Source organism: Dyadobacter sp., from assembly GCF_017744695.1.
In the GTDB taxonomy this organism is placed as follows: Bacteria; Bacteroidota; Bacteroidia; order Cytophagales; family Spirosomataceae; genus Dyadobacter.
The window spans coordinates 67,806-88,486 of sequence record NZ_JAGIAS010000012.1 but is presented as its reverse complement, the minus strand read 5'-3'; the positions used below and the strand labels follow the sequence as shown (position 1 = coordinate 88,486).

Here is a 20,681-nt window from a genome sequence, read left to right as displayed (position 1 = left end):
CAGGATAGTAGTTTTCCGGATTTTTACTTGTTTTATCTACAAAAGATCATATTTGGTATACATCGCTACCCGGGAACGGGGACTAATTATGCTGCGACAATCGATGCAGATGCAGGCAACGGATGAAAAAATACTGCTGGGCAGGCTGGCGGAAGGCGATGCGCCGGCATTCACGGCACTTTACGAAAGGTATAGTCTAAAGTTGTATGCCAATATTTTGCGCCTTGTCAAGTCCGAAGATACGGCGAAGGAAATCTTGCAGGAGCTCTTCCTGAAAATATGGGAGATGCGCGGGCAGATCGACCCGGAAAAATCTTTTAAGTCATTTCTCTACAAAATCGCCGGGAACCTGGTTTACGACCATTTCAGAAAGGTTTCCCGTGATAAAAAACTGTCGGATAGTCTGCTGTACCTGCTTGAAGAAGAATACAGCCACTCGGAAGAATCCGTCATTTACAACGAAAGCCTCGAACTAATCAACGTGGCGATCGGTCAGTTGCCCGAAATGCGAAGGCGGGTATATGTGCTGGGCAAGATTGAAGGCAAAACCTACGAGGAAATTTCAGCTCAATTGGGTATTTCGCATTCCACCATCAGCGATCACATTGTAAAAGCCAACCGTTTCATCAAAACCTATCTCACCAGCAGGACCGACGTGGCGCTCTCGCTCATTATCACGTTCATCGGTGCTGATTTGTAGTTTTAGGCTCAATTTTGGTATACATCAAAGAAAAAACTGAAATTTTTTTCGAAGCCGAGCAGAGGACAATTTCCCGCCAAACGTATTAGCGGAAACAAACGCGAATACTTTGGAAAACCCTGACCCCGTAGAAGCGCTGTTCAAGCGCTATTTGGAAAACAAATGCACGCCCGGCGAAGTAGCCTTGCTACTCGGTCACTTCCGGGCCGGCAACGATGAAACGCAACTGCGCCAGCTCATCGCGCAACAACTGGATGCTGAAAATGCCGACGCAGCGAAGCATAAGCAGGCCGTCGAGGAAGTGTATGCCTCGCTCGCCGGCCGGATTAGCGTGCCCGGGTACGGTGCGCCCGTCAGGCCGCTTATTGCACCATACCTCCGGAATGCGGCTATTTGGCTGCTGGTTTTATTTTCGGCGGGAGCGGCACTGTACTTATTCAGGCACCACGAAAAAGAGCAACGGCCTGTTGCCACGCTTCATGTGGGCGCAGCGCCCGGGGAACGGAAGGAGGTAGTCTTGCCCGACAGCTCGCACCTTTGGCTCAATGCCGGCAGCTCGGTCGATTATCCCGCCGTTTTTAACGGAAGCGAGCGGAATGTGAGCCTGAGGGGCGAGGCGTTTTTTGACGTCGCGCGCGACCCCGCGCACCCGTTTGTGATCCGTACGGGCGCATTACGCACGCGTGTGCTGGGTACGAGCTTCAATATCAAAGCATACCCCGAAGATTCCTCCATCGCGGTTTCGGTGGTCACCGGCCGGGTAAAAGTCAGTTCACCCAAAGCCTCGATGGACTTGCAGCCCGACCAGCAGGCGGTTTACGGCAAATCGGACGGCCAGCTCGTTGCACAGCCTTACCCGGGTGCCAGGGCGCTTGCCGCGTGGAGGGAAGGCAAGCTGCAATTCCGCAACAGACCGCTGCGCGAGGTGATACGGACACTGGAACGCCGGTACGCCGTTTCGGTCAGCCTGGACAACCGGTCGCGGGATTGTCCCGTGCTGCACGCGGATTTCGACGACACCGAGCCCGTCGGCCGCATTCTCGAAATGCTCGCGGTTTCATTGAATGGCAGGGTCGAAAAGGAAGGGGAAACGGGCTATCGCCTCACTACCGGCGGATGTTTTTAGATACACACCACTACCATGAAAGTAATCACCTAAAACCGGAACTATGGAGCACATTACCTAAAAGAAATCCCCGGACATGAACCCGGGGAAAGAGCCAAAATGCAAGTTCAAAATTGCGCCGGTGCCACAGGGGTCGAAGTCTAGGGCATCGCGCACAACCAGCTGATTTACATTTTAAACCTGTCAAAATTATGAAAAAATCTCTCCCAAGGGGTGAAGTGATTCACTATATTCTTATTGCGATGAGATACAGCGCTATTGTCATCTTCCTTGTTTGTTGCGCTGCTTCCCTGTCTGCTGCCCATGATTCGAATGCGCAGGCGCTGGAAAAGCCCGTGACAATCCACCTCAAAAATGTTACGCTCAACGAAGCCCTGGACGAGATAGCCGCCCAGGTGAATGTGAATATTGTTTTTACGGGCAAAGTCGCCGATCTGCCCAGAACGAATCTCCGGGCCAGAAATGCGAAGCTGCGCGATGTGTTGCCGAAGCTGCTGGGGGCGTACCACCTTTCCTACGCGCTCATGGGCAACAGCATTGTGATCCGCCGGGATGTGACGCCGGAAAAAGGTAAATCAAAGGCCGTCCGGGCCGATACGATCCTTGTGCGCGGCCGCATTCTCGACCAGAAGGAACCACCGGGCCCATTGACCGGCGTTACGGCGATCATTAAGGGTACCCAAAAGGGCGCTACCACCGACAGCGACGGTTTTTTTGAGATTTATACCCAAATAGGCGATGTGCTGGTATTCAGTTTCGTCGGTTTTACCGGCAAGGAGTACGTCGTGAATGGCAACGAGCGCAACCTGACCATTTCATTGCCCGAAACCACTACGGCATTGAACGAAGTGGTGGTAACCGGCTTTTCGGAGCAAAAGGTGAAATACCTGGCCAGTTCGGTCAGCACGGTTTCGATGAGTAACGTCAACAACAAGCCCATTACCCAGCTTTCGCAGGCGTTGCAGGGCGGTACTACGGGTATTAATGTCAATCAAAGCTCCGGGTTACCCGGTGGCGATGCGGCGTCGATCAAGATCCGCGGCGTGGGTTCGTTGCTAGGTTCTTCGCCGCTGGTACTGGTGGATGGTGTGCCGTTTGACATGAACAAACTGGACCCCAATACGATCGAGAGCATTTCGATCCTCAAAGATGCTGCTGCGGCATCGGTGTATGGGGCGCGGGCCGGCAACGGCGTGATCCTGATCACCACCAAACGGGGCGTGGCCGGGAAAGTGGACGTGCAATACAATGTGTTTTACGGGAACCAGACACCTATGTACAAACCCGATTTCGTGGACGCGGCCACCTACATGGAAATGGTGAACGAGGCCCGCAAGAATACCGGCGGCGATCCGACTTATTCGCAGGAGGTGATCAGCAACACCCGGAATGGCGTGGAGCCGCTGCGCAACCCCGATACCAACTGGGGCCGGTTGCTGATGAAGTCCAATTCGATGATCCAGCAGCATGGTTTGCAGGTGTCGGGCGGGAACAATTCGGCGCGGTTTTCGCTGGCTGCCAATTACATGAAACAGGACGGGATGCTTCAAAACTCCACTTTCAACCGGGCAAACGTCCGGGCGAACACGAGTATCGACCTGCGCAAGAATGTGGTGGTATTTATGGACCTGTTCGCCTCGCGCGACGACCAGTTGCAGCCCTACGCCTACGGAGGCGAAAGTGGGCGGCTGCTGAACTGGATTTACACCGCACCGCCGAATATCATGTCTAAATACCCCGAAAAGCCCGACCGGCCTGGTTACAGCTACTATGGAACCTATGGTGAAAGCTGGAACCCGCTCGCGCAGATCGAAAAGGGTGGTACCATGCAGCGGATCCGCGACGAGGTCCTCATTAACCTTCGTCCGAAATGGGATGTTTCGAGGGATCTGACGGTAAAGGGGCAGTTCAGCTACCGCGTTTCTTCCGGCGCCGACAAAGTCAACCGGGAGTCATTCGTATTCTTCGACTACTTCACCGGTGAAAAGGCGGGCTGGGATTATGGGACGATCAAATCGGCCGGGCCCACCAACCGTTCGAGCTATTATTATGCAGGCGGTAACCTCGATTACAACAAGAACTTCGGGGATCACCGGGTGAATATCATTGCCGGTTTTTCACGGGAGATGAACAATGCGGACGCCTGGCAGGAAATCGGACTGCTATCTGCATTTGGGAAAGCTTATTATAGTTTCAAGGATAAATACCTGCTCGAAGCCGGGATGCGCCGGGATGGCTCTTCGCTGTTTGCTCCGAAAAGGAAATGGGGGAATTTTCCTTCGCTGGCGGCAGGCTGGAACGTGAGCAACGAGGGCTTTATGAAAGAGCTTCGTGTGGTGAGCCAACTGAAACTGCGCGGCTCTTACGGGATGCTCGGTAACAACAATATCACGCCTTACCGCTACCAGTCCACGGTGAACACGTCAAATGGTACGGAAAACTCCATCGGCAACCCGGATATTACCTGGGAAAAAGTGGGGATCCTCGACATCGGTGCCGATCTCAGCCTGTTTGGCCGCAGGCTCGACTTTACTTTTGACTGGTACAACAAGAAAACCACGGACCTGATCCTGAACCCGCAACCGACGCTTACCTCGGCATTGCTCCCGGGACCGATCAATATAGGCAGTGTCGTCAATCGCGGCTGGGAGTTGAAAGCGGGCTATAACAGGTCCCTGACGGACCACATCAATTTCAGCCTGAATCTTGGCTATTCGCGGAATACCTCGGAATGGCTGAAACTGTCGCAGGAAACGCCTATCATCGACGACAACAAGATCAGGCAAAAAGGCCGGGCGATTTCGGAATACTACGGGTACAGAAGCCTGGGGCTGATCCAACAGGCGGATATGGATGCAAATGTCCCCATCATCTCCGGGCAGGGTGTGGGCGACGTTCGCTATGCCGATATGAACGGCGACGGGGTGATCAGCAACGACGACCGCGTGGCGCTGGGCTCGGTAGACCCGGTGTCGACCTATTTCGGTAATTTTTCCCTGAAAGTCAGAAATATTGATTTCGAGGTGCTGGTGACCGGTACGGGCAAAGTGCCGGTATTCTATTCCAGCCGGATCGCATTACCTTTGAATGTTTCCGGCGAAGGCGGCACGCCTCTGAATTGGCATCGCGATTACTGGACGCCCGAAAATACCAACGCCCGCTTTCCCAGGCTGCTGACCGCCCCCGGTAACAACGGCCTGCAGTCCGATTTCTGGAAGGCGAACGGTGCATTTGCCCGCGTGAAATATGTGCAGCTGGGTTACAACCTGCCAACCTCGCTAACCAGCCGCTTGCACATTCGCGGCGTGCGCGTGTATGTGAATGCGCAAAACCCGCTGACTTTGACCAAACTGAAAATCATCGACCCGGAAACGAAGGGGGACCAGGGCACTTATCCGCTGTTCAAAACCAACACCATCGGCCTGAACGTGCGCTTTTAACCAACATCGACATGACTATGAAAAGATACAGAATGATTTTGTTGAGCCTGGCAGTGCTGTTCGTCCAGGCCGGATGTTCCGATTTCCTGGAAAGGGATAATCCAACCGCCACCACGGACGATAAATGGTGGAACCTCGAATCCGATTTGCGGGCCTCGCTGGAAGACGTCTACGCGGGTGTGCCCTCGGGCGTGATCGTTTACAACGGCTTTTATTCCAACGCACGCGTCCATTTGTCGGGAGCGTCCGACGAATCCGTTTTCCGCGCCAACTATACCGATTTCGAGGTATTTACATTAGGTACAGCCACCAGCTCGTCGGGGATACCTGCCCAGCAATACGCCAATAAGTACAGAACGATCCGCAATGCCTGCCGGTTTCTGGAAAATTATTCCAAAGCGTACGTGCAGGACCCGGCGCTCAAAGAACGCTACGCCGCCGAAGCGAGGGCGCTGCGGGCCTGGTACCATTATGAACTGTTTGCCTACTTTGGTCCCGTGCCCATCGTCGACCATTCGTTTACGCCTGCGGAGCAATACGCCTCCCGGCCGACGCAGGAACAGATGGTGTCGTTTATCATAGCCGAACTGGAAGCTGCTGCGGCTGTCTTACCGGTCAAATACCCCGATAGCGAGGCTTACCGGATCAACAAGGCCATTTGCTACGCGATGCAATGCCAGGTGTATATGTTTGTGAATGATTATGCCCATGCAGCGGCGAAAGCCAAACAGGTGATGGATCAGAACATTTACGAGCTCTACCAGAGCTCCGATCCGAACATCGGCAATTACGCGGCGTTGTTTACCTACACCGGCGTGGTGAACAAGGAGAGGATATTCTTCTACCGGACCGGGCAGCGCCAGGCATTCCTGAGGCTGGGGCCTAAAAGTTTCGGCGGGGCCAATTCAACCACATCGCCCACGGCCGCCATTGTGAATACCTATGAAACCAGGCAGGGCAAGACAATCCAGGAGCTGGGTGCGGATAGCCTGGCCATTTATATTGAAAATCCCAATTTCAACGACAACCGCGACCCGCGCTTGAAAGCGTCGATCCTCGTTCCCGGTGAAATGTTTTTGGGTAAAAAAATGGACCCTTTTACGACCACCAGTGTGGATCTGATAGGGCAGACGCAATCGACGCAGACGGGGTTCTGGATTAAAAAATGGCTGGATTCCAGGGATATCAGCAACCAGGCCGACGGCCAGCTCGATTTCTTCATTATCCGCTATGCGGAAATCCTGCTCAATTATGTGGAAGCGCTCGTCGAGACCGGCAAGTGGCAGGACCCTGACGTCGCTAAATACCTGAATATGATCCGCAAACGGGCCGGAATGCCCGACGTGGATGTGAAAAAATACAATACGCAGGAGAAAATGCGGGAGTTTGTGCGCCGGGAACGGCAGGTTGAACTGGTATTTGAAGGACAGCGCTTTTACGATATCCGTCGCTGGAAAATAGGGGAGAAGGTTCTGAACGGCACGGTGTACGGTGCTGTGGATCCTGCTACCGGCAAACCGGTCGTGGTGGAGCAGCGGAAATTCAATCCGGGTCGCGATTACGTGTGGCCAATCCCGCTGACGGAGTTGAATGCCAACAAGAATATGCGGCAAAATCCCAATTGGTAAAACCGGGGCACGTCAATCCTGAGATTCGAGCAGTGCCTTCAACGCTATGAAACACATATAGGCGAGGTAGATAGGCACCAGCACCGGCAGAAAAACAGCCGTTTTCAGGATGTCGTCGTTCGTAAGGTTTTTCATAGTAGAATGATTTATACAACTTATTCTACATATAGATAAAAGTTGTGCCACAAATATAGGTTAACAAATTTTAAATTCCGGCAAAAAAAAGGCTGCTCACCGTTAAATGAGCAGCCTTTTTCTTCATGACCGTTTTTTACTTGTTCCACCACAGGGGCGTCGTAATGTCGTCGTTGCCTTGCGCCTTCACCGCATTCTGGTAGTTGGCCAGGTTTACGCTTTGTTCTTTCGGTGGGTAATACAAGCGCTCCGGGACGCCTTCGCCGAATAGCGGCTGGAATTTATAATCGGTGGTTTTGCCATCCACGGTGCGGCTCCAAACGATATCGCCGGGTTTCACCAGGAAGGTAGGATAACCGGTACGGCGGATTTCTGCCCAGGCCTCGTCGCCCTGCGTGTAAAGTGCCAGGTATTTCTGATTCAGTACGTTGGCTTTGTCGGCTTTCGGAAGCGCAGCCAGGTAAGTAGTGATATCGGCCTGTGCAATACCCCATTTTTGCAGGGAAGCGGTCACGCCGTTGATGTACTCCTGCTGGTCCCAGTTTTTGTATTCCGAAATCAGGAAGGCTACTTCGGCATATTCCTGCAAAACCTCCCCGTAATTGGCCGCATTCACTATGGCACCCGGAAGGCTCACATCGGTGGCGGTAAGCAACCCGGCTGCTGCCACAGGAAGCCCGTATGGCTGACCTACGTAATTGCCGGCGGCATTCTTGGTGGCATATATCCCCAGGCGTGGGTCTTGTACTTTCACAGTTCCCAGATCGCCTTTCAACACATTGATGATCACGTGCGAAACGGCGAAATCTTTACGGTTCGCGGTGACAGTCGCGCGGTAAAGTGGCGCTTCGTTCGGTGCGAGTGGCTGGTATTTGAATACCGCATTATCCGCATTCGAAGTGAAAACCCCTTTGGCCAAAGCATCGTCGAAATGCGTTTTGGATTCGGCGGGCTGCTGCTTGCGGATGCGCGTCGCAATACGCAGGCGCAGGGAGTTGGCGAATTTCGCCCAAAGGTCGTTCCTACCCTTATAGATTACGTCGTAGTTACCGAACGTCGTGGCGGTTTTATACTTGGTCAGCGTGTCACCGGCGGCTTTCAGCTCGTTCAGAATGTCGAGATAGATCTTCTGCTGGCTTGCGTAGGCGGGACTCAGGTTTTCGGGTTCCTGCTGTAATGCCTGAAACTCGGGATCCTGATTGCCGTACGATTGGTAAGGAATATTGCCAAACACATCCGTCAGGTTCTGGAACGTATAAGCTTTCAGAATGCGCGCGATCGCGATCTGGTTGGCATTGCTTCCCGCCGTACCGGCCGTGGCAATGCTTTTGGTAGCCGGGTCGGTATTCAGTTTGATGATCTCGTTGAGGTTGTTCAGCGCCTTGTATGCATTGCTCCAATAAGTATCGGAATAAGACCGTGGAATATCGTACCGCGATTGGTCGCTGTAAATGTTCTGGCTGTAATACTGCGCAAAAAGCTGTGAGCCGCGCAGGGAGCTGTTTTCGTTACGGATATTGTCGATCACCTGTTTTTCGGCGGAGAGCAGAATCGTGGTGGTCGTCACGTTCTGGGGACGGTTCGGATCTTTGTTGATGTCCTCGAAATGGCTGTCGGAGCAGCCGGCAAGCAGCGCGCCGATACCGAGCGCCAGGATGCCTTTTGGATATATGGTATTTTGCATGATTTTCTGTTTGAGGTGGTTAGAACTTCACATTTACGTTCAGGCCATATGTAGCAGGTACCGGAATGTTACCGCCTTCGAGGCCCTGGATGTTGCCGCCGCCATTGGTGAACTCGGGGTCGATATACTTGCTGGCGGTGTAAATGTTGGCCAGGTTACGACCATACACGCCGAAATAGACTTGCTTCACCGCTTTGCTGTTCAGCGCCAGGTTGTACCCGAATGTGATCTCGCGGAGCTTCACAAATGTCGCGTCGAAAATCGTTTGCGGGGTAGGACCGCTGTATTCTCCGCGTGACCATGCTTGTGCGGTAATACGGGTATCGTTCTGAGTGGTGTTGGTCACCTGGTAAGTACCGTCGGCATTGTAGGTAACGGTCCCTTTCACGCCGTCGAGCACCACGCCGGTTTCGCGGACGTTGTTGGCGGCGGTTTTATCCAAAACACCGGCATACATCGCCACTTTGTAGGTCTGCGAGAAGAACTTGCCGCCCACACGTCCATCGACGAGGAAGCCCAGGTTGAAATGCTTGTAAGTAAAGTTGTTCTGGAAGCCGAAGAGATATTTCGGCAACACGCTGCCCAGCGGGGTAAGCTGCTGAGCGCGTTCGTAGGTACCGTCCGCCTTGATCACCTTCTGACCGTCGGGCGCATACACGAAGTCGTTGCCGAGGATCTGGCCATAGGGCTGGCCTTCGCGCGCCACGAGCGTCACCAGGCTGTTGGCCAGCTGGAAAGTGTTGATGCCCGGCGCGAGTGCAATCACCTTGTTACGGTTTCTCGACCAGTTGAGGCTTGAATTCCACTCGAAACCATTCGAGCGTACCGGCGTGCCGGTGAGCGTTACTTCTATACCCTTGTTATTGATCTTACCCGCATTGATCACCTTCGAATCATACCCGAATGCCGACGACACCGGAATATTGATGATCTGGTTGCGGCTCACATTGTCATAATAAGTAATGTCGAGGCCGACGCGGTTTTTCAACGCCTGGATATTCAAACCGGCCTCCCATGAACTGGTAATCTCGGGTTTCAGCGACTGGTTGTTCAGCTGCGCCGGCAGTTTGTACGATGGCAAACCATCGAAAGATTGGCTCGCCTCGTAGGCACGTTGCAGCTGGTAAGGGTCGGTGTCGTTACCCACCTGTGCCCAGCCCAGGCGCACTTTGGCAAAATCCAGCCAGTTGATGTCCTTCACGCCATTCAGTTCAGTCAGTATCAAACTGGTAGTAAGCGACGGGTATGCGAATGAGTTGCGGTTCAATGGCAGGGTAGACGACCAGTCGTTACGCAGCGTTCCGTCCAGGAACAGCAGGCTCTTCCAGCCGAGCGAGAAGCTGCCGAAAATCGAGCTGATCTGCTTGCGGTAAGCATTCGAATTCACGAGTACCGAGCTCGCATTTTTCAGGTTATAGTATTCCGGGATGATCAACCCGCCCTGCGTAACGGCGTCGCTGATACGGCGGCGCTGGCTCATGATGTTACCGCCTGCATTTACATTCAATGAGATATCGCCCCAGCTCTTGGTCGCCGATGCCAGCAATTCGTAGTTGAACTCGCTGAAATTGTTGTTGTATTCCTGGTATTGCGATTGCGTCCGCGAGTATACGGCAATGCGGTCCTGGTATTGGTACTGGTACACGTCCGCATTCACTTTTCCGCTCAGTTTGAGCCAGCTGTTCACGTCGTAAACGACGCCCACGTTGCCATAGAAACGGTCACGGTTTTCTTCGAGGTAGCTCTGGTACGCCGACCAGTACGGGTTGTCGATGAACTTGGCCGCTTCGCCGGCGGGGGTATCCTGGTAGCCGCTCCGGTTCCAGAGGATCTGGCTGCCGTCCGTACGCTTGTAGTTTTTCAGCTTCTCATAATCCACCTGCACCTGTCCCCATTGGAAGGCTTCCAGGATAATGTTCCGGTTGGTAGCACCTGTCCAGGGCCGGCCGGTCGACTGGTTTTTGATATAGTTGAAATTATTATAAAACTTGAACTTGCCCGCTGTCGTCGAACCGGAGAAGTTGATCGAATTCCGTTTCAATGACGAGTTCGGAACGGTACCTTTTACGTTTTTATTGGTAAATGAAATGCGGTAGGTCGAATTCGCATTACCACCGCTCACCGCCAGGCTGTTGGTGTTTGAAACGCCGGTTTCGAAAAAGGTATGCACGTCGTTTTTGGGATAAGCCCATGGCTGCGGTTTCAGGTATTCGGAAGCATTCTCGGGATCAAGGTTGTACCAATGCAAAACAGGCGTGCCGTCCAGCTTCGGGCCCCAGCTTTCATCCACGGCATATTCGGCGATGTTGTACTCTGTGCCATTGATGGTTGCTTTCTGGAATGTACTTGAAAACCCGCCGCCGTACAGTTGCTGGCGTTTCGGCAGGCGCACGATGTTTTCGAACTCCACACCCGTGTTGAGCGTGATATTCACCTTGCTGTTTTCCTTGCCTTTTTTGGTGGTGATCAAAATCACGCCGTTCGCGGCACGGGTACCGTAAAGTGCCGCTGCGGACGGCCCTTTCAGTACCGAGATATTCTCGATATCGTCGGGGTTCAGGTCCTGGATCATATTACCTACGTCCTTCCCGCCGCTTCCCGCGCTGGTAGCCGCGCTGTTCAGGTCCGCATTGTCGATCGGCGTACCGTCGATCACGTATAAAGGTTGGTTGTTACCCGAAATGGAGTTGATCCCGCGCAGCAACACGCGCGACGAACCGCCCATATTCCCCCCTGAGGTAACCACCTGCAAGCCTGCCACCTTTCCCGACAACGCGCTCAGGGCGTTGGTTGGGCGCGTTTGCAATGCTTCGCCCTTCACTTCCTGCACCGCATACCCGAGCGCACGCTTCTCACGCGAGATGCCCAATGCGGTTACCACCACTTCGTTCAGGATTTTCGCGTCCTGTTTCAGGGCAATGGCGATTTTGTCGCTGTTGCCCACGGTCACTTCCTGGGTAACGTAGCCGATAAACGAAATGACCAGCACGGGCGACCCGGTGCTAACGTCCAGGCTGAAACCGCCGTTAGCGTCGGTCAATGTGCCTGTCGATGATCCTTTTATCGTGACGGACGCCCCGGGAAGCCCGCTGGCGTCGTTGGCGTCGGTGACAGTACCGGTAATGGTCCGTTGCTGCGCATGCGCGAGCCCGGTCGCAAGTAAAGTCACCAGAATGAAGTAGATAAATCTCGTTTTCATGAATTGTATTTTGGTGAGGATTTGTTGGTTTGTTGTTTTGAAATTTTCTCCTGTTTTTGGCTAAATAACATTAAAATTGATTTCCTGTAAACCGGGTTTTGAAAAATTAAATTCCGTTAAATCCGGCAATTTGAAGTTATTGTAAAGTTTGTATTATTAAATATTTTGTAAATGTATTAAAAATGAATTAAAACGCTTAATATCTATCGGAATAATAGATTAAAATATTAGAAAGGTGGAAATTGGATTGTTTTGAGTTTTAGGCTTCATGCTGAGCCGTGGTGGCTTAGAGGGGATCCGGGTACGGAGACTACTTGCGGCGGTTTAACAAAAATAACCCCGATTTTAGGGTGGGCGGTTAGTCAACCTTTCTTACAAACGATTCCCGGCGACGGTGCATTCATCCCGGGCGTTTGGGATGATAAGGGTGGTAATTGCCATGAGCGGCCGGGCGGTGCAGGCATCAGATAATGCTGATTAAGCTATGTATCCCGGGAGCTTCGGCCGGCAGGGAACGGCAAACCATGGTAGAATGAATTTCCGGCCGTGAGGTGAAACATTTCATCCCACGTTTCCCGATGTTCGCCCCAAGGCCAGGGTTATTTGCCCCATACTATCGAATTAATTATGCTGAATTCGCGGAGTTTGGCGTAATTGCCGGTGACAATGAATAATCCAGCACCCGTTTTTGAAAGCGGCCCTTTTCGGAGGGTCGCTTTCTTTTTTGCAAATTTGTGCCCCAGTACTGTCCATTTACATGTTTCCGATTGCATTTCATCCCGTCTTCAAGTATCCTGTTCCGGAAGGTCATCGCTTTCCAATGGATAAATATGAATTACTGCCTTTGCAGCTCCTGCGGGAAGGTATCGCGGAAGAATCGGACTTTTTCAGTCCCGAACCGATTGATATGCCTGCCGTGTATGCCGTACACGACAGGACGTATGTCGATCGCTTCGTAGCGGGTACGCTCACTCGGCAGGAGGCGCGCCGGATTGGGTTCGAGCAAACGCCTATGCTCGTGGACCGGGAGTTGCGCATTGCCCGTGGAACCGTGGCCGGTGCACTCAAAGCGCTCGAAACTGGCATTGCATTTAATATTGCGGGCGGTACCCACCACGCTTCACGCGATGCGGGAGAAGGCTTTTGCATGATCAACGACCAGGCTGTGGCGGCTCAATACCTGGTGGATCACAAAATGGTCGGAAAGGTGCTGATCGCGGACCTGGATGTGCATCAGGGCAACGGCACGGCTGACATTTTCGCCAACGAGCCGCGTGTTTTTACCTTCTCTATGCACGCCGGGAACAACTATCCTTTTCGTAAAAAGAAAAGCGACCTCGACGTAGACCTGCCCGACCGCATGGAGGACAATGCGTACCTTACGCTGCTCCGCGGAACATTCGCCAATCTTGTAGAACGCGTCAAACCTGATTTTATCTTCTACCAGGCCGGCGTCGATATCCTGGCAACCGACAAGCTGGGAAGGCTCTCGTGTACCATCGATGGTTGTCGCCGGCGCGATGAAATTGTCCTCCAAACCGCTCACCGGCTTGGTATACCGGTCCAATGCAGCATGGGTGGAGGTTACTCGCCGCTTATCAAAACGATCATCGAGGCCCACGCGAACACTTACAGGGTTGCCAGGCAGCTATAATTTCCCAAGAAAAGGGAAGTAAACTATGGGTTATAAATCTTTTATATAAAATTTAATTATATAATTGATTTAAACCTGTTCATGATGAGACTATCCCGCTTCCCCTTTACGCTGATTTATTTGTTGTTGTGCCTTTGTAGCTCCCCGGTGCCTGTGAATGGCCAGGGCGACCGTCTGGTCGATCAATTAAAGGGCTATGTTGTGGGACTCGATTCGGCCGATCTTGCGGGAGAAGGTAATGTTCGTGCGCTGAGCGGGGCACTGCCGAGGGAGTTTCAGGTTTTGGGAATAGGGGAGCAGTCGCATGGTACTTCGGAGTTTTTCACTGCCCGCCTGCTGCTGATCAAGGCGCTGGCTGCGGATCCTGCGTTCGCAAAAATCGGGCTTGAAGCACCCATGGCCGAAGTCGAAAAACTGAATGATTACCTGCTGGAAGGCCGTGGTGATTTAAGATCGATTTTGCGCTCTTTCCGGTTGTACGGGTACGAATGCCCGGAGTTGGTGGATTTGGTAGAGAGCGTGGGCCGGATAGGTAAAGCGCGCGGCAAGGCCATTCGTTTCTTTGGTTTTGATATACAAAGCCCATTTCAATCGTTGCAAAACCTGCGGGACTCCGGCGTGACGAGCGACATCGCAGATTCGCTGAAAAGCCTTTTGCACTCCTATGAATTACTTAGTAATGAGATTTATAACCATTCTTTTGGTAAGACGGATTTTGCAGAGTTGAAAGCATTAAGCGACCAGGTGCTGGATAAACTGGCTGTCCGGGCGCAGCGCGATGCGGTGGTTAGAAAAAACATACGCAACTACCGGCAATTTCTGTTGCTCAACGATCCTGCGTATGCCGGTGCGATCGACGCACAATCGGAAATCAGGGACTCGCTGATGGCCGAAAACGTACTGGCGGAGATGGAGCCCGGCCAAAAAATGGTGCTACTGGCACACAACGCGCATTTACAGCGGACGCCGAACATCTTTTCAAAAAGTGTCGGCTCGTTTCTGGCGAAGCAACTAGCCGGTGCCTATCAATGCATTGGGCTGACAACCTCCTACGGTTTTTATACCACATTTGATCCGAAAGCCGGCCATATTACGGATAAAAATAAAGTCTTCCCTGGCGACAGCACTACCTGGGAATACCATTTCTCGAAACTCGATCAACCGGTGTTCTTTTTCAACACGGCTCTTTTGAAGAAGCAGCCGAAAGGTGAGCGTTTGCCGGGCCGGTACAGGTTGCTGGTTTATGGTCTGGCCGAGAAACAGTTTTTCGACGGCTCCCTTCCCGATGATTTCGATTATATTCTTCACATCAGGCAAACAACTGGTAACCATAGCTTTTACCTTAAATAGTTTTTGTTTAAAAATTGGATTAAAATAATATTTAGAACCGCTTATCTGGTGGTGTCTGATTTGTGAATTAATGAAATGCTTCGTGTGCTGCTCCTCGCGCGGGCCAAGACTTCACCTTTGGTTTTGACAGAAAAAGGTTCTTGAAAACAGGTTAGGACATCGACCGGAACGGGCTTGCGGGAACGGGCCGGTCGGGTATCAATTTGCCTTCGCGATATGCGGTCGACGAACCGGTCCGCATTTGCGGAATAGCCATGCCGCTGATTTGATGGGAACAATAAATACTTCGCGTTAGTAACCGAATTTTTGAGGTTTTTCTATTGAAAAACAAATAGTTACATATTGTATGAAATGTTGAAAAAAGGGTTACATTCGATGTTCAGAAGTAAAAATTGACCCTTTCAATACTCCTCTATATGTGTTCGTTGAAGTATCGCTGCGTCCTCGTAGTAGTACTACTGGTACAGCACCTAACTAACGTTACGGCTCAGAAAAATAGGGCTTACAACCTTTACCTCAAAAGTGGTACAATCACGCCTGTACCCACGCTTGAACTTGTACGAAAGCGACCGGATAACAGGCTTCGTGTTGCTACTGTTGATGATGATGAATTTGTAATAATCCAATTTTTCAAAATTCCGGAAGCGTCGCAGGTTCAGCAGTTGATGACAGCCGGAATCACCCTGCTCGACTATATTCCCGAGAATGCTTACGCTGCCGTTGTCCACGGGGAGCCTGACCCGAACGTATTGCAAGCGACGGGAGTAAGGGCGATTCTGGAATTGCAGCCTGAACAGAAGATTCAGCCGGCATTGCTGGGACGTAACCTGCCACCGCACGTAGTACGGGAGGCGGGGAAAGCGGATGTACGGATCAGCTACGTAAGAAGATGGGGTCCCGACCGTGTGCGTCAGGCGCTCGATAAGCAGGGGGGGCAGCTACTATCCGACGCTTTGAGCATTTACCAGATCGTTGAAGCGAGGATCGCGATCGATGGGCTGCGCGCATTGGCAGAGCAACCATGGGTCCAGTATGTTGAAGCTGTGCCGCCGCCCGACGAGCCGCTTAATGACAAGAGTGAGGCAGCGACACGCGCGAACATACTCACATCGTTGTTGCCCGGTCAAAGGCAGCTTACCGGCGAAGGGGTGGTCATCGGGATTGGCGACGGCGGGATTTTACAGGATCATATCGACCTGAGCACGAAGGTGATCAGCTATAATACCGAGACTAGCTACTGGCATGGCACTCATGTGGCAGGAATCGCCGCCGGCGGGGGGATTGTGAATGAAAAATACAAAGGATATGCGCCGAGGGCGTCGCTAGTCAAGCGTGCCAACTCGGAAATCTGGAAACAAGCGTCAAATCTTGTTCGGGATTTTGGCATAGTCGTTACCAATAATTCCTACGGCGGAAGTGTCTGCCCTGACTATGGTTCCTACACTTTCGACTCTTACATTCTTGACCGTCAGGCGGCCGATCTGCCCAATTTACAACATGTATTTGCTGCCGGGAATAGCGGTCTAGAGGCTCCATGCGAAGGTTTTGTGGCGGGTTTCGGCAATGTAATCGGAGGAAGTATTTCTTCTAAAAATGTGATTAGTACGGGGCGGACGGGAGCAGGCGGCCTTATCAGCGTCAGTTCGAGCAAAGGGCCTACCCGGGACGGGCGCATCAAGCCTGAGATCGTCGCGCCTGGGACTTCCATTGTTTCGACGCTTCCGGGAAACACTTATCAGGGTGCCTCTGGGACCAGCATGGCGGCGCCCGCAGTTACCGGGGGGCTGGCGTTGTTGTATCAGCGGTACAGGCAGCTGAACGGAGGAAACAATCCCAGGAATGCGTTGATGAAGGCGCTGCTATGTAATGGAGCTACCGACAAAGGACTGGCGGGGCCGGATTTTACCTACGGTTTCGGTATGATGAATCTGTTAAGGTCGGTTTCCATGCTGGAAAAAGGGCAATATTTTAATGGTTCGGTGGCCAATCAGGCGAAGAACGGCTATGAAATATCGGTACCCTCGAACACGGCGCTGGTTAAGATCATGCTGTACTGGAACGACGCCGCGCCGGCGGTGCTCACCGGGAAAACGCTGGTTAATGACCTCGACCTGACCGTGATCCGGTCGGGTAGAGCTGAAATACAGCCGTCGTTTCCGAGGGCTGCCAATCCGGCGGGTGCGGCCGAGCCGGGTGTGGATAGTGTGAATAATGTAGAACAGGTCGTTCTCGCAGCGCCCGCGGCGGGAACTTACGTGGTGAATGTGTCCGGTAAAAAGGTGCCCAGCGGGCCGCAGGAGTACTTCGTCGTTTACGATATCATCGAAACTTCCGCTGTTCTCACGTACCCTGCCGGAGGGGAGCGTTTTTCCAAAGGCGATGTGATCGATATTTACTGGGATAGCTATGGTAACACAGGCAGCACGTTTTCGGTGGCCTATTCGCTCAATGACGGCGCATCGTGGACGAACCTGAATGACGCGGTTCCGGCCGGTACGAGCCAGCTCAGCTGGACGGTGCCCGATGCTTCTACGACCACAGCGAAGGTGCGCATTACCCAGAACAGTACCGGAGCGGTCAGGGAGAGCGCTGCATTTACCATCATGGGTATTCCGGTGATTACCTTATCGGCAAACCAATGCGAAAGCTATGCGGCGGTACAGTGGACGGCCGTTAGCGGCGCCACCGATTATGAGGTCATGCGTTTGCAGGGGCACGAAATGCAGTCGGTGGCCGTTACCAGTGACTTGAAATATGTGCTCAGCGGGCTCTCCCGCGATTCCACCTATTATATTTCCGTGAGGCCCCGGAAAAACGGAGTTCCCGGCCGGAGAGCGTTGGCTATCAGCCGAAAACCCGATTCCGGTACCTGCGAAGGGTTTGTCTCGGATGGCGACCTGGCTGTGGACGCGATCGTTTCGCCTTCGGGATCGGGCAGGTTGCTTACTTCCACCAGCCTGGGCGAATCCCAATGGGTGAAAATACGGCTCAGGAATTTCGATGACCGACCGGTGGTACAATCGTTTCAGGTAGGGTATTCCGTAGGCGGCGGAGCGGTTCACTGGGAGACGGTCACCGCGGATGTTACGGCCAATGGTTACCTGGATTACACTTTCGTCGACGCCATCGACATGCATAATGCGGGTTCGTATTCGCTCACGGCAGTAGTGAAGCTGGACGGGGACCAGGTCACGACGAACAATCAGAAATCGGTATTGATCCGGCAGCTTGCCAATGCGCCCGTAAGCCTGCCTTTTAGCGATGATCTCGAATCGCTGCAAAATGCAGAAGTCAATGTGAACACCATGGGTATTGGTGGGGCCGACCGCTATGATTTCTCTCAGGACCGTAATCTGGGGCGGTTAAGGACGTCGGTTGACCCGGGTCTGGCATATTCGGGTACCAAAGCATTCACAGTTGATGCCAACAGCAGCGATAACTCGCAGTACCCGACTTATCTGGATGCGACTTATAATCTGGCAGCTTACCATGCGGACAACGATGAAATCCGGCTGTCGTTCCGGTACCGGCTCTACGCGGCGACCTCGCCCGCCTGGCCGTTGCGCGTGTTCATACGCGCGAAAGATACCGATCCGTGGATACAGGCATTGGAAAGCACTGTTGTTCCTTATTTTACCAAAAACAACAATTACTGGCTGATGTCGATCGAAGTGAGCGATTTGTTGAAGCGGAACGCGAAGGATTTCAGCACCAGTTTTCAGGTGAGATGGGAGCAAAATTTCAGGTATCCCGCGCAAACGGATGGCTCTACGATCGACGATATCCGTTTATACACTGCCAGCAGCGATATGGCGGTGAGCAGGGTGAATGCGATTGCTATCCCTTCCTGCGATAGCAATGGGTACCAGGAATATAATGTACTGATCAAAAATAATGGCGCTGAGGATTGCTACCGGGTGCCCTTCGAGGCGCTGATCAACGACCAGTTGGCTTATCAGGGATATGTGCCGGTGGTCAGGGCGGGGGCTGATACGCTTTTTTCATTCAATTTTTCTTCCACGCTGTTTATGGACAGCGACCGGAACGTCAAAATCAAAGTCAAAAAAGCATTTGATAAGAATGCAGGGAATGACGCGGCAGGCACAACCGCGAAGGCCGCACAGGTGATTAGCCGTTTTCCATACCTCGAAGACTTCGAAAATGGCCAGGGCGGCTGGTATCTGACCGAATCGAATCCGTTGTGGGTATTTGGCACACCCAATACCGGAAAGGTAACGGCAGCAGCGAGTGGTAACAATGCATGGACGACCAACCTGGGCGGCGCGCGTTCGGGCGAGACCATATCCTATTTGTATTCGCCCTGTTTTGCCATGAGCGGGATGGCGCAACCTGCGTTGAGTTTCAGTGCGTCGATCGACCTTGCCGCTTGCGCCGGTGGCGCGTGCGACATCGCGTATGTGGAGTATAATGTAAGCGGAAATACGTGGACGCGCCTGGGGGCGATCAACAGTGGTACCAACTGGTATAACTCGCGGCCGGACGGTTCGGATGTGTGGAATGTGCAGGATTATACCCGGTGGCATGTGGCTACGGTACCGATCCCCAATAATTTCCCCGGTGGCTACGTCCGTTTCCGTTTTGTGATCAAGAGCAAATCGGCCGGGCGGGCGGGCATTGCGATCGACGATATCCATATTTATGATTCGCCGGCAATGGTGTATTTCAGTGCGGTTCAGAGCGACCCGGCTGCGTCCGCCGACGTGCAGGGCGACGAATGGGTGCCTTTCAAGCTGAATAACGCACTGGTTGCGGCCATTAACCCGCATGGTCAGTCGATGGGGCAGGTCTCGGTGAAGGCTTTTCAGGATAACGGGCCAATGCGGATTGAAAACAAGCTGTACTATCTGGGAAGAAGTTTCACGATTTCAGCAACGCAGTCCGACTTCGCGCAGCCCGTGGGCGTGCGGCTTTACATTACGGACGAAGAAACTGAAAGACTTATTTCCGCGCCCGGAAAGGAAGGTATTGTCAAACCGGCATCGGCCTATGAGCTGGCGGTTACCAAGTACTCCGGCAGTAACGAGGACGGCGATTTAACCAATGACGGCAGCACCGCATGGACTTTTTATCCCAAAAACGCGGTCAGAAAGGTTCCGTACGCACAGGGATATTACCTGGAATTCAGTGTGAAAAGCTTTTCTGAATTCTGGTTCGCCAAGGATTTTATCGGGTTCGGAACGCCGTTGCCGGTGCGGCTTGCAAGCTTTTCGGCCACGCCCATCGAAAATAATACCCACCTTGAATGGCGGACAGCCGAAGAAGAGCATGTCAGTCATTTTGAAATACAACGAAGCCCCGACGCCCGTACCTGGACTGCACTACCTGGCAACATTCCGGCGATGAGCGAGGGCGCGCATCGTTACGAGGCAGTTGACGCTGCGCCATTGGCGGGCGTGGCTTACTACCGGCTGAAAATGGTCGATTTTGATCAGACCTTTGCTTATAGTCAGATCGTTTCAGTCGATTTTGCCGGCACGGGTAATGTCCCGGTTGTCCTGTTTCCTAATCCGGTGACCGACAAGCTGTTCATCCGGACCGGTAACAGGCGTTTTTCGAAAGTTCAGCTGCATTCGCTTTCGGGGGTACACCTGTATACTTCCGCTGAAAATCAGTCGGTGCTGGATGTGGGCAGGTTGGCTTCCGGAATGCATTGGGTTACAATTCATTACTCAGACGGTTCTCAAAGCAGCCACAAAATCGTGATTGTGCATTGATTTAAATTAACAAAAATGTGACGATCGGTT

10 protein-coding genes are annotated in these 20,681 nt (G+C 52.7%); 7 read left to right on the top strand and 3 right to left on the bottom strand.

The features are described from left to right. The first annotated feature begins 88 nt into the window (after positions 1-88). The 4 genes from J7619_RS30750 (at position 89) to J7619_RS30735 (ending at position 6,894) form a co-directional block, all read left to right on the top strand. Positions 89-700 carry an RNA polymerase sigma factor gene (locus tag J7619_RS30750; RefSeq protein WP_291208293.1) on the top strand — a complete coding sequence of 204 codons (612 nt, stop codon included), beginning with the start codon at positions 89-91 and terminating at the stop codon, positions 698-700. A gap of 109 nt (positions 701-809) precedes the next feature. Further along, on the top strand, positions 810-1,826 hold the full coding sequence (locus J7619_RS30745; RefSeq protein WP_291208291.1) for a FecR family protein: 1,017 nt from the start codon (positions 810-812) through the stop codon (positions 1,824-1,826). 191 nt (positions 1,827-2,017) lie between these two features. Continuing rightward, on the top strand, positions 2,018-5,266 hold the full coding sequence (locus J7619_RS30740) for a TonB-dependent receptor (RefSeq protein ID WP_291208289.1): 3,249 nt from the start codon (positions 2,018-2,020) through the stop codon (positions 5,264-5,266). 17 nt (positions 5,267-5,283) lie between these two features. Further along, the gene (locus J7619_RS30735) at positions 5,284-6,894 is read left to right on the top strand and encodes a RagB/SusD family nutrient uptake outer membrane protein (RefSeq protein ID WP_291208286.1); all 1,611 of its coding nucleotides are present in this window, start codon (positions 5,284-5,286) and stop codon (positions 6,892-6,894) included. A 12-nt stretch (positions 6,895-6,906) separates the two neighbouring features. Here the strand turns inward: J7619_RS30735 and J7619_RS30730 are convergent, their stop codons facing one another. The 3 genes from J7619_RS30730 to J7619_RS30720 all read right to left on the bottom strand — a co-directional run bounded on the left by J7619_RS30730 (position 6,907) and on the right by J7619_RS30720 (position 11,912). After that, positions 6,907-7,029: a hypothetical protein gene (locus J7619_RS30730; protein ID WP_291208284.1), complete on the bottom strand. Its 123-nt coding sequence runs from the start codon at positions 7,027-7,029 to the stop codon at positions 6,907-6,909. 136 nt (positions 7,030-7,165) lie between these two features. Beyond that, positions 7,166-8,713 carry a SusD/RagB family nutrient-binding outer membrane lipoprotein gene (locus J7619_RS30725; protein ID WP_291208282.1) on the bottom strand — a complete coding sequence of 516 codons (1,548 nt, stop codon included), beginning with the start codon at positions 8,711-8,713 and terminating at the stop codon, positions 7,166-7,168. Positions 8,714-8,732: 19 nt separating this feature from the next. After that, positions 8,733-11,912, bottom strand: a complete 3,180-nt coding sequence (locus tag J7619_RS30720) for a SusC/RagA family TonB-linked outer membrane protein (protein ID WP_291208280.1) — start codon at positions 11,910-11,912, stop codon at positions 8,733-8,735. A 757-nt stretch (positions 11,913-12,669) separates the two neighbouring features. Between J7619_RS30720 and J7619_RS30715 the strand changes: the two genes are divergently transcribed. The 3 genes from J7619_RS30715 (at position 12,670) to J7619_RS30705 (ending at position 20,651) form a co-directional block, all read left to right on the top strand. Beyond that, positions 12,670-13,566 carry a histone deacetylase gene (locus J7619_RS30715; RefSeq protein ID WP_291208278.1) on the top strand — a complete coding sequence of 299 codons (897 nt, stop codon included), beginning with the start codon at positions 12,670-12,672 and terminating at the stop codon, positions 13,564-13,566. An 81-nt stretch (positions 13,567-13,647) separates the two neighbouring features. Continuing rightward, complete coding sequence (locus J7619_RS30710) at positions 13,648-14,916, top strand: erythromycin esterase family protein (protein ID WP_291208276.1); 1,269 nt, start codon at positions 13,648-13,650, stop codon at positions 14,914-14,916. Positions 14,917-15,332: 416 nt separating this feature from the next. Then, positions 15,333-20,651 carry a S8 family serine peptidase gene (locus tag J7619_RS30705; protein WP_291208274.1) on the top strand — a complete coding sequence of 1,773 codons (5,319 nt, stop codon included), beginning with the start codon at positions 15,333-15,335 and terminating at the stop codon, positions 20,649-20,651. Positions 20,652-20,681 lie beyond the last annotated feature (30 nt).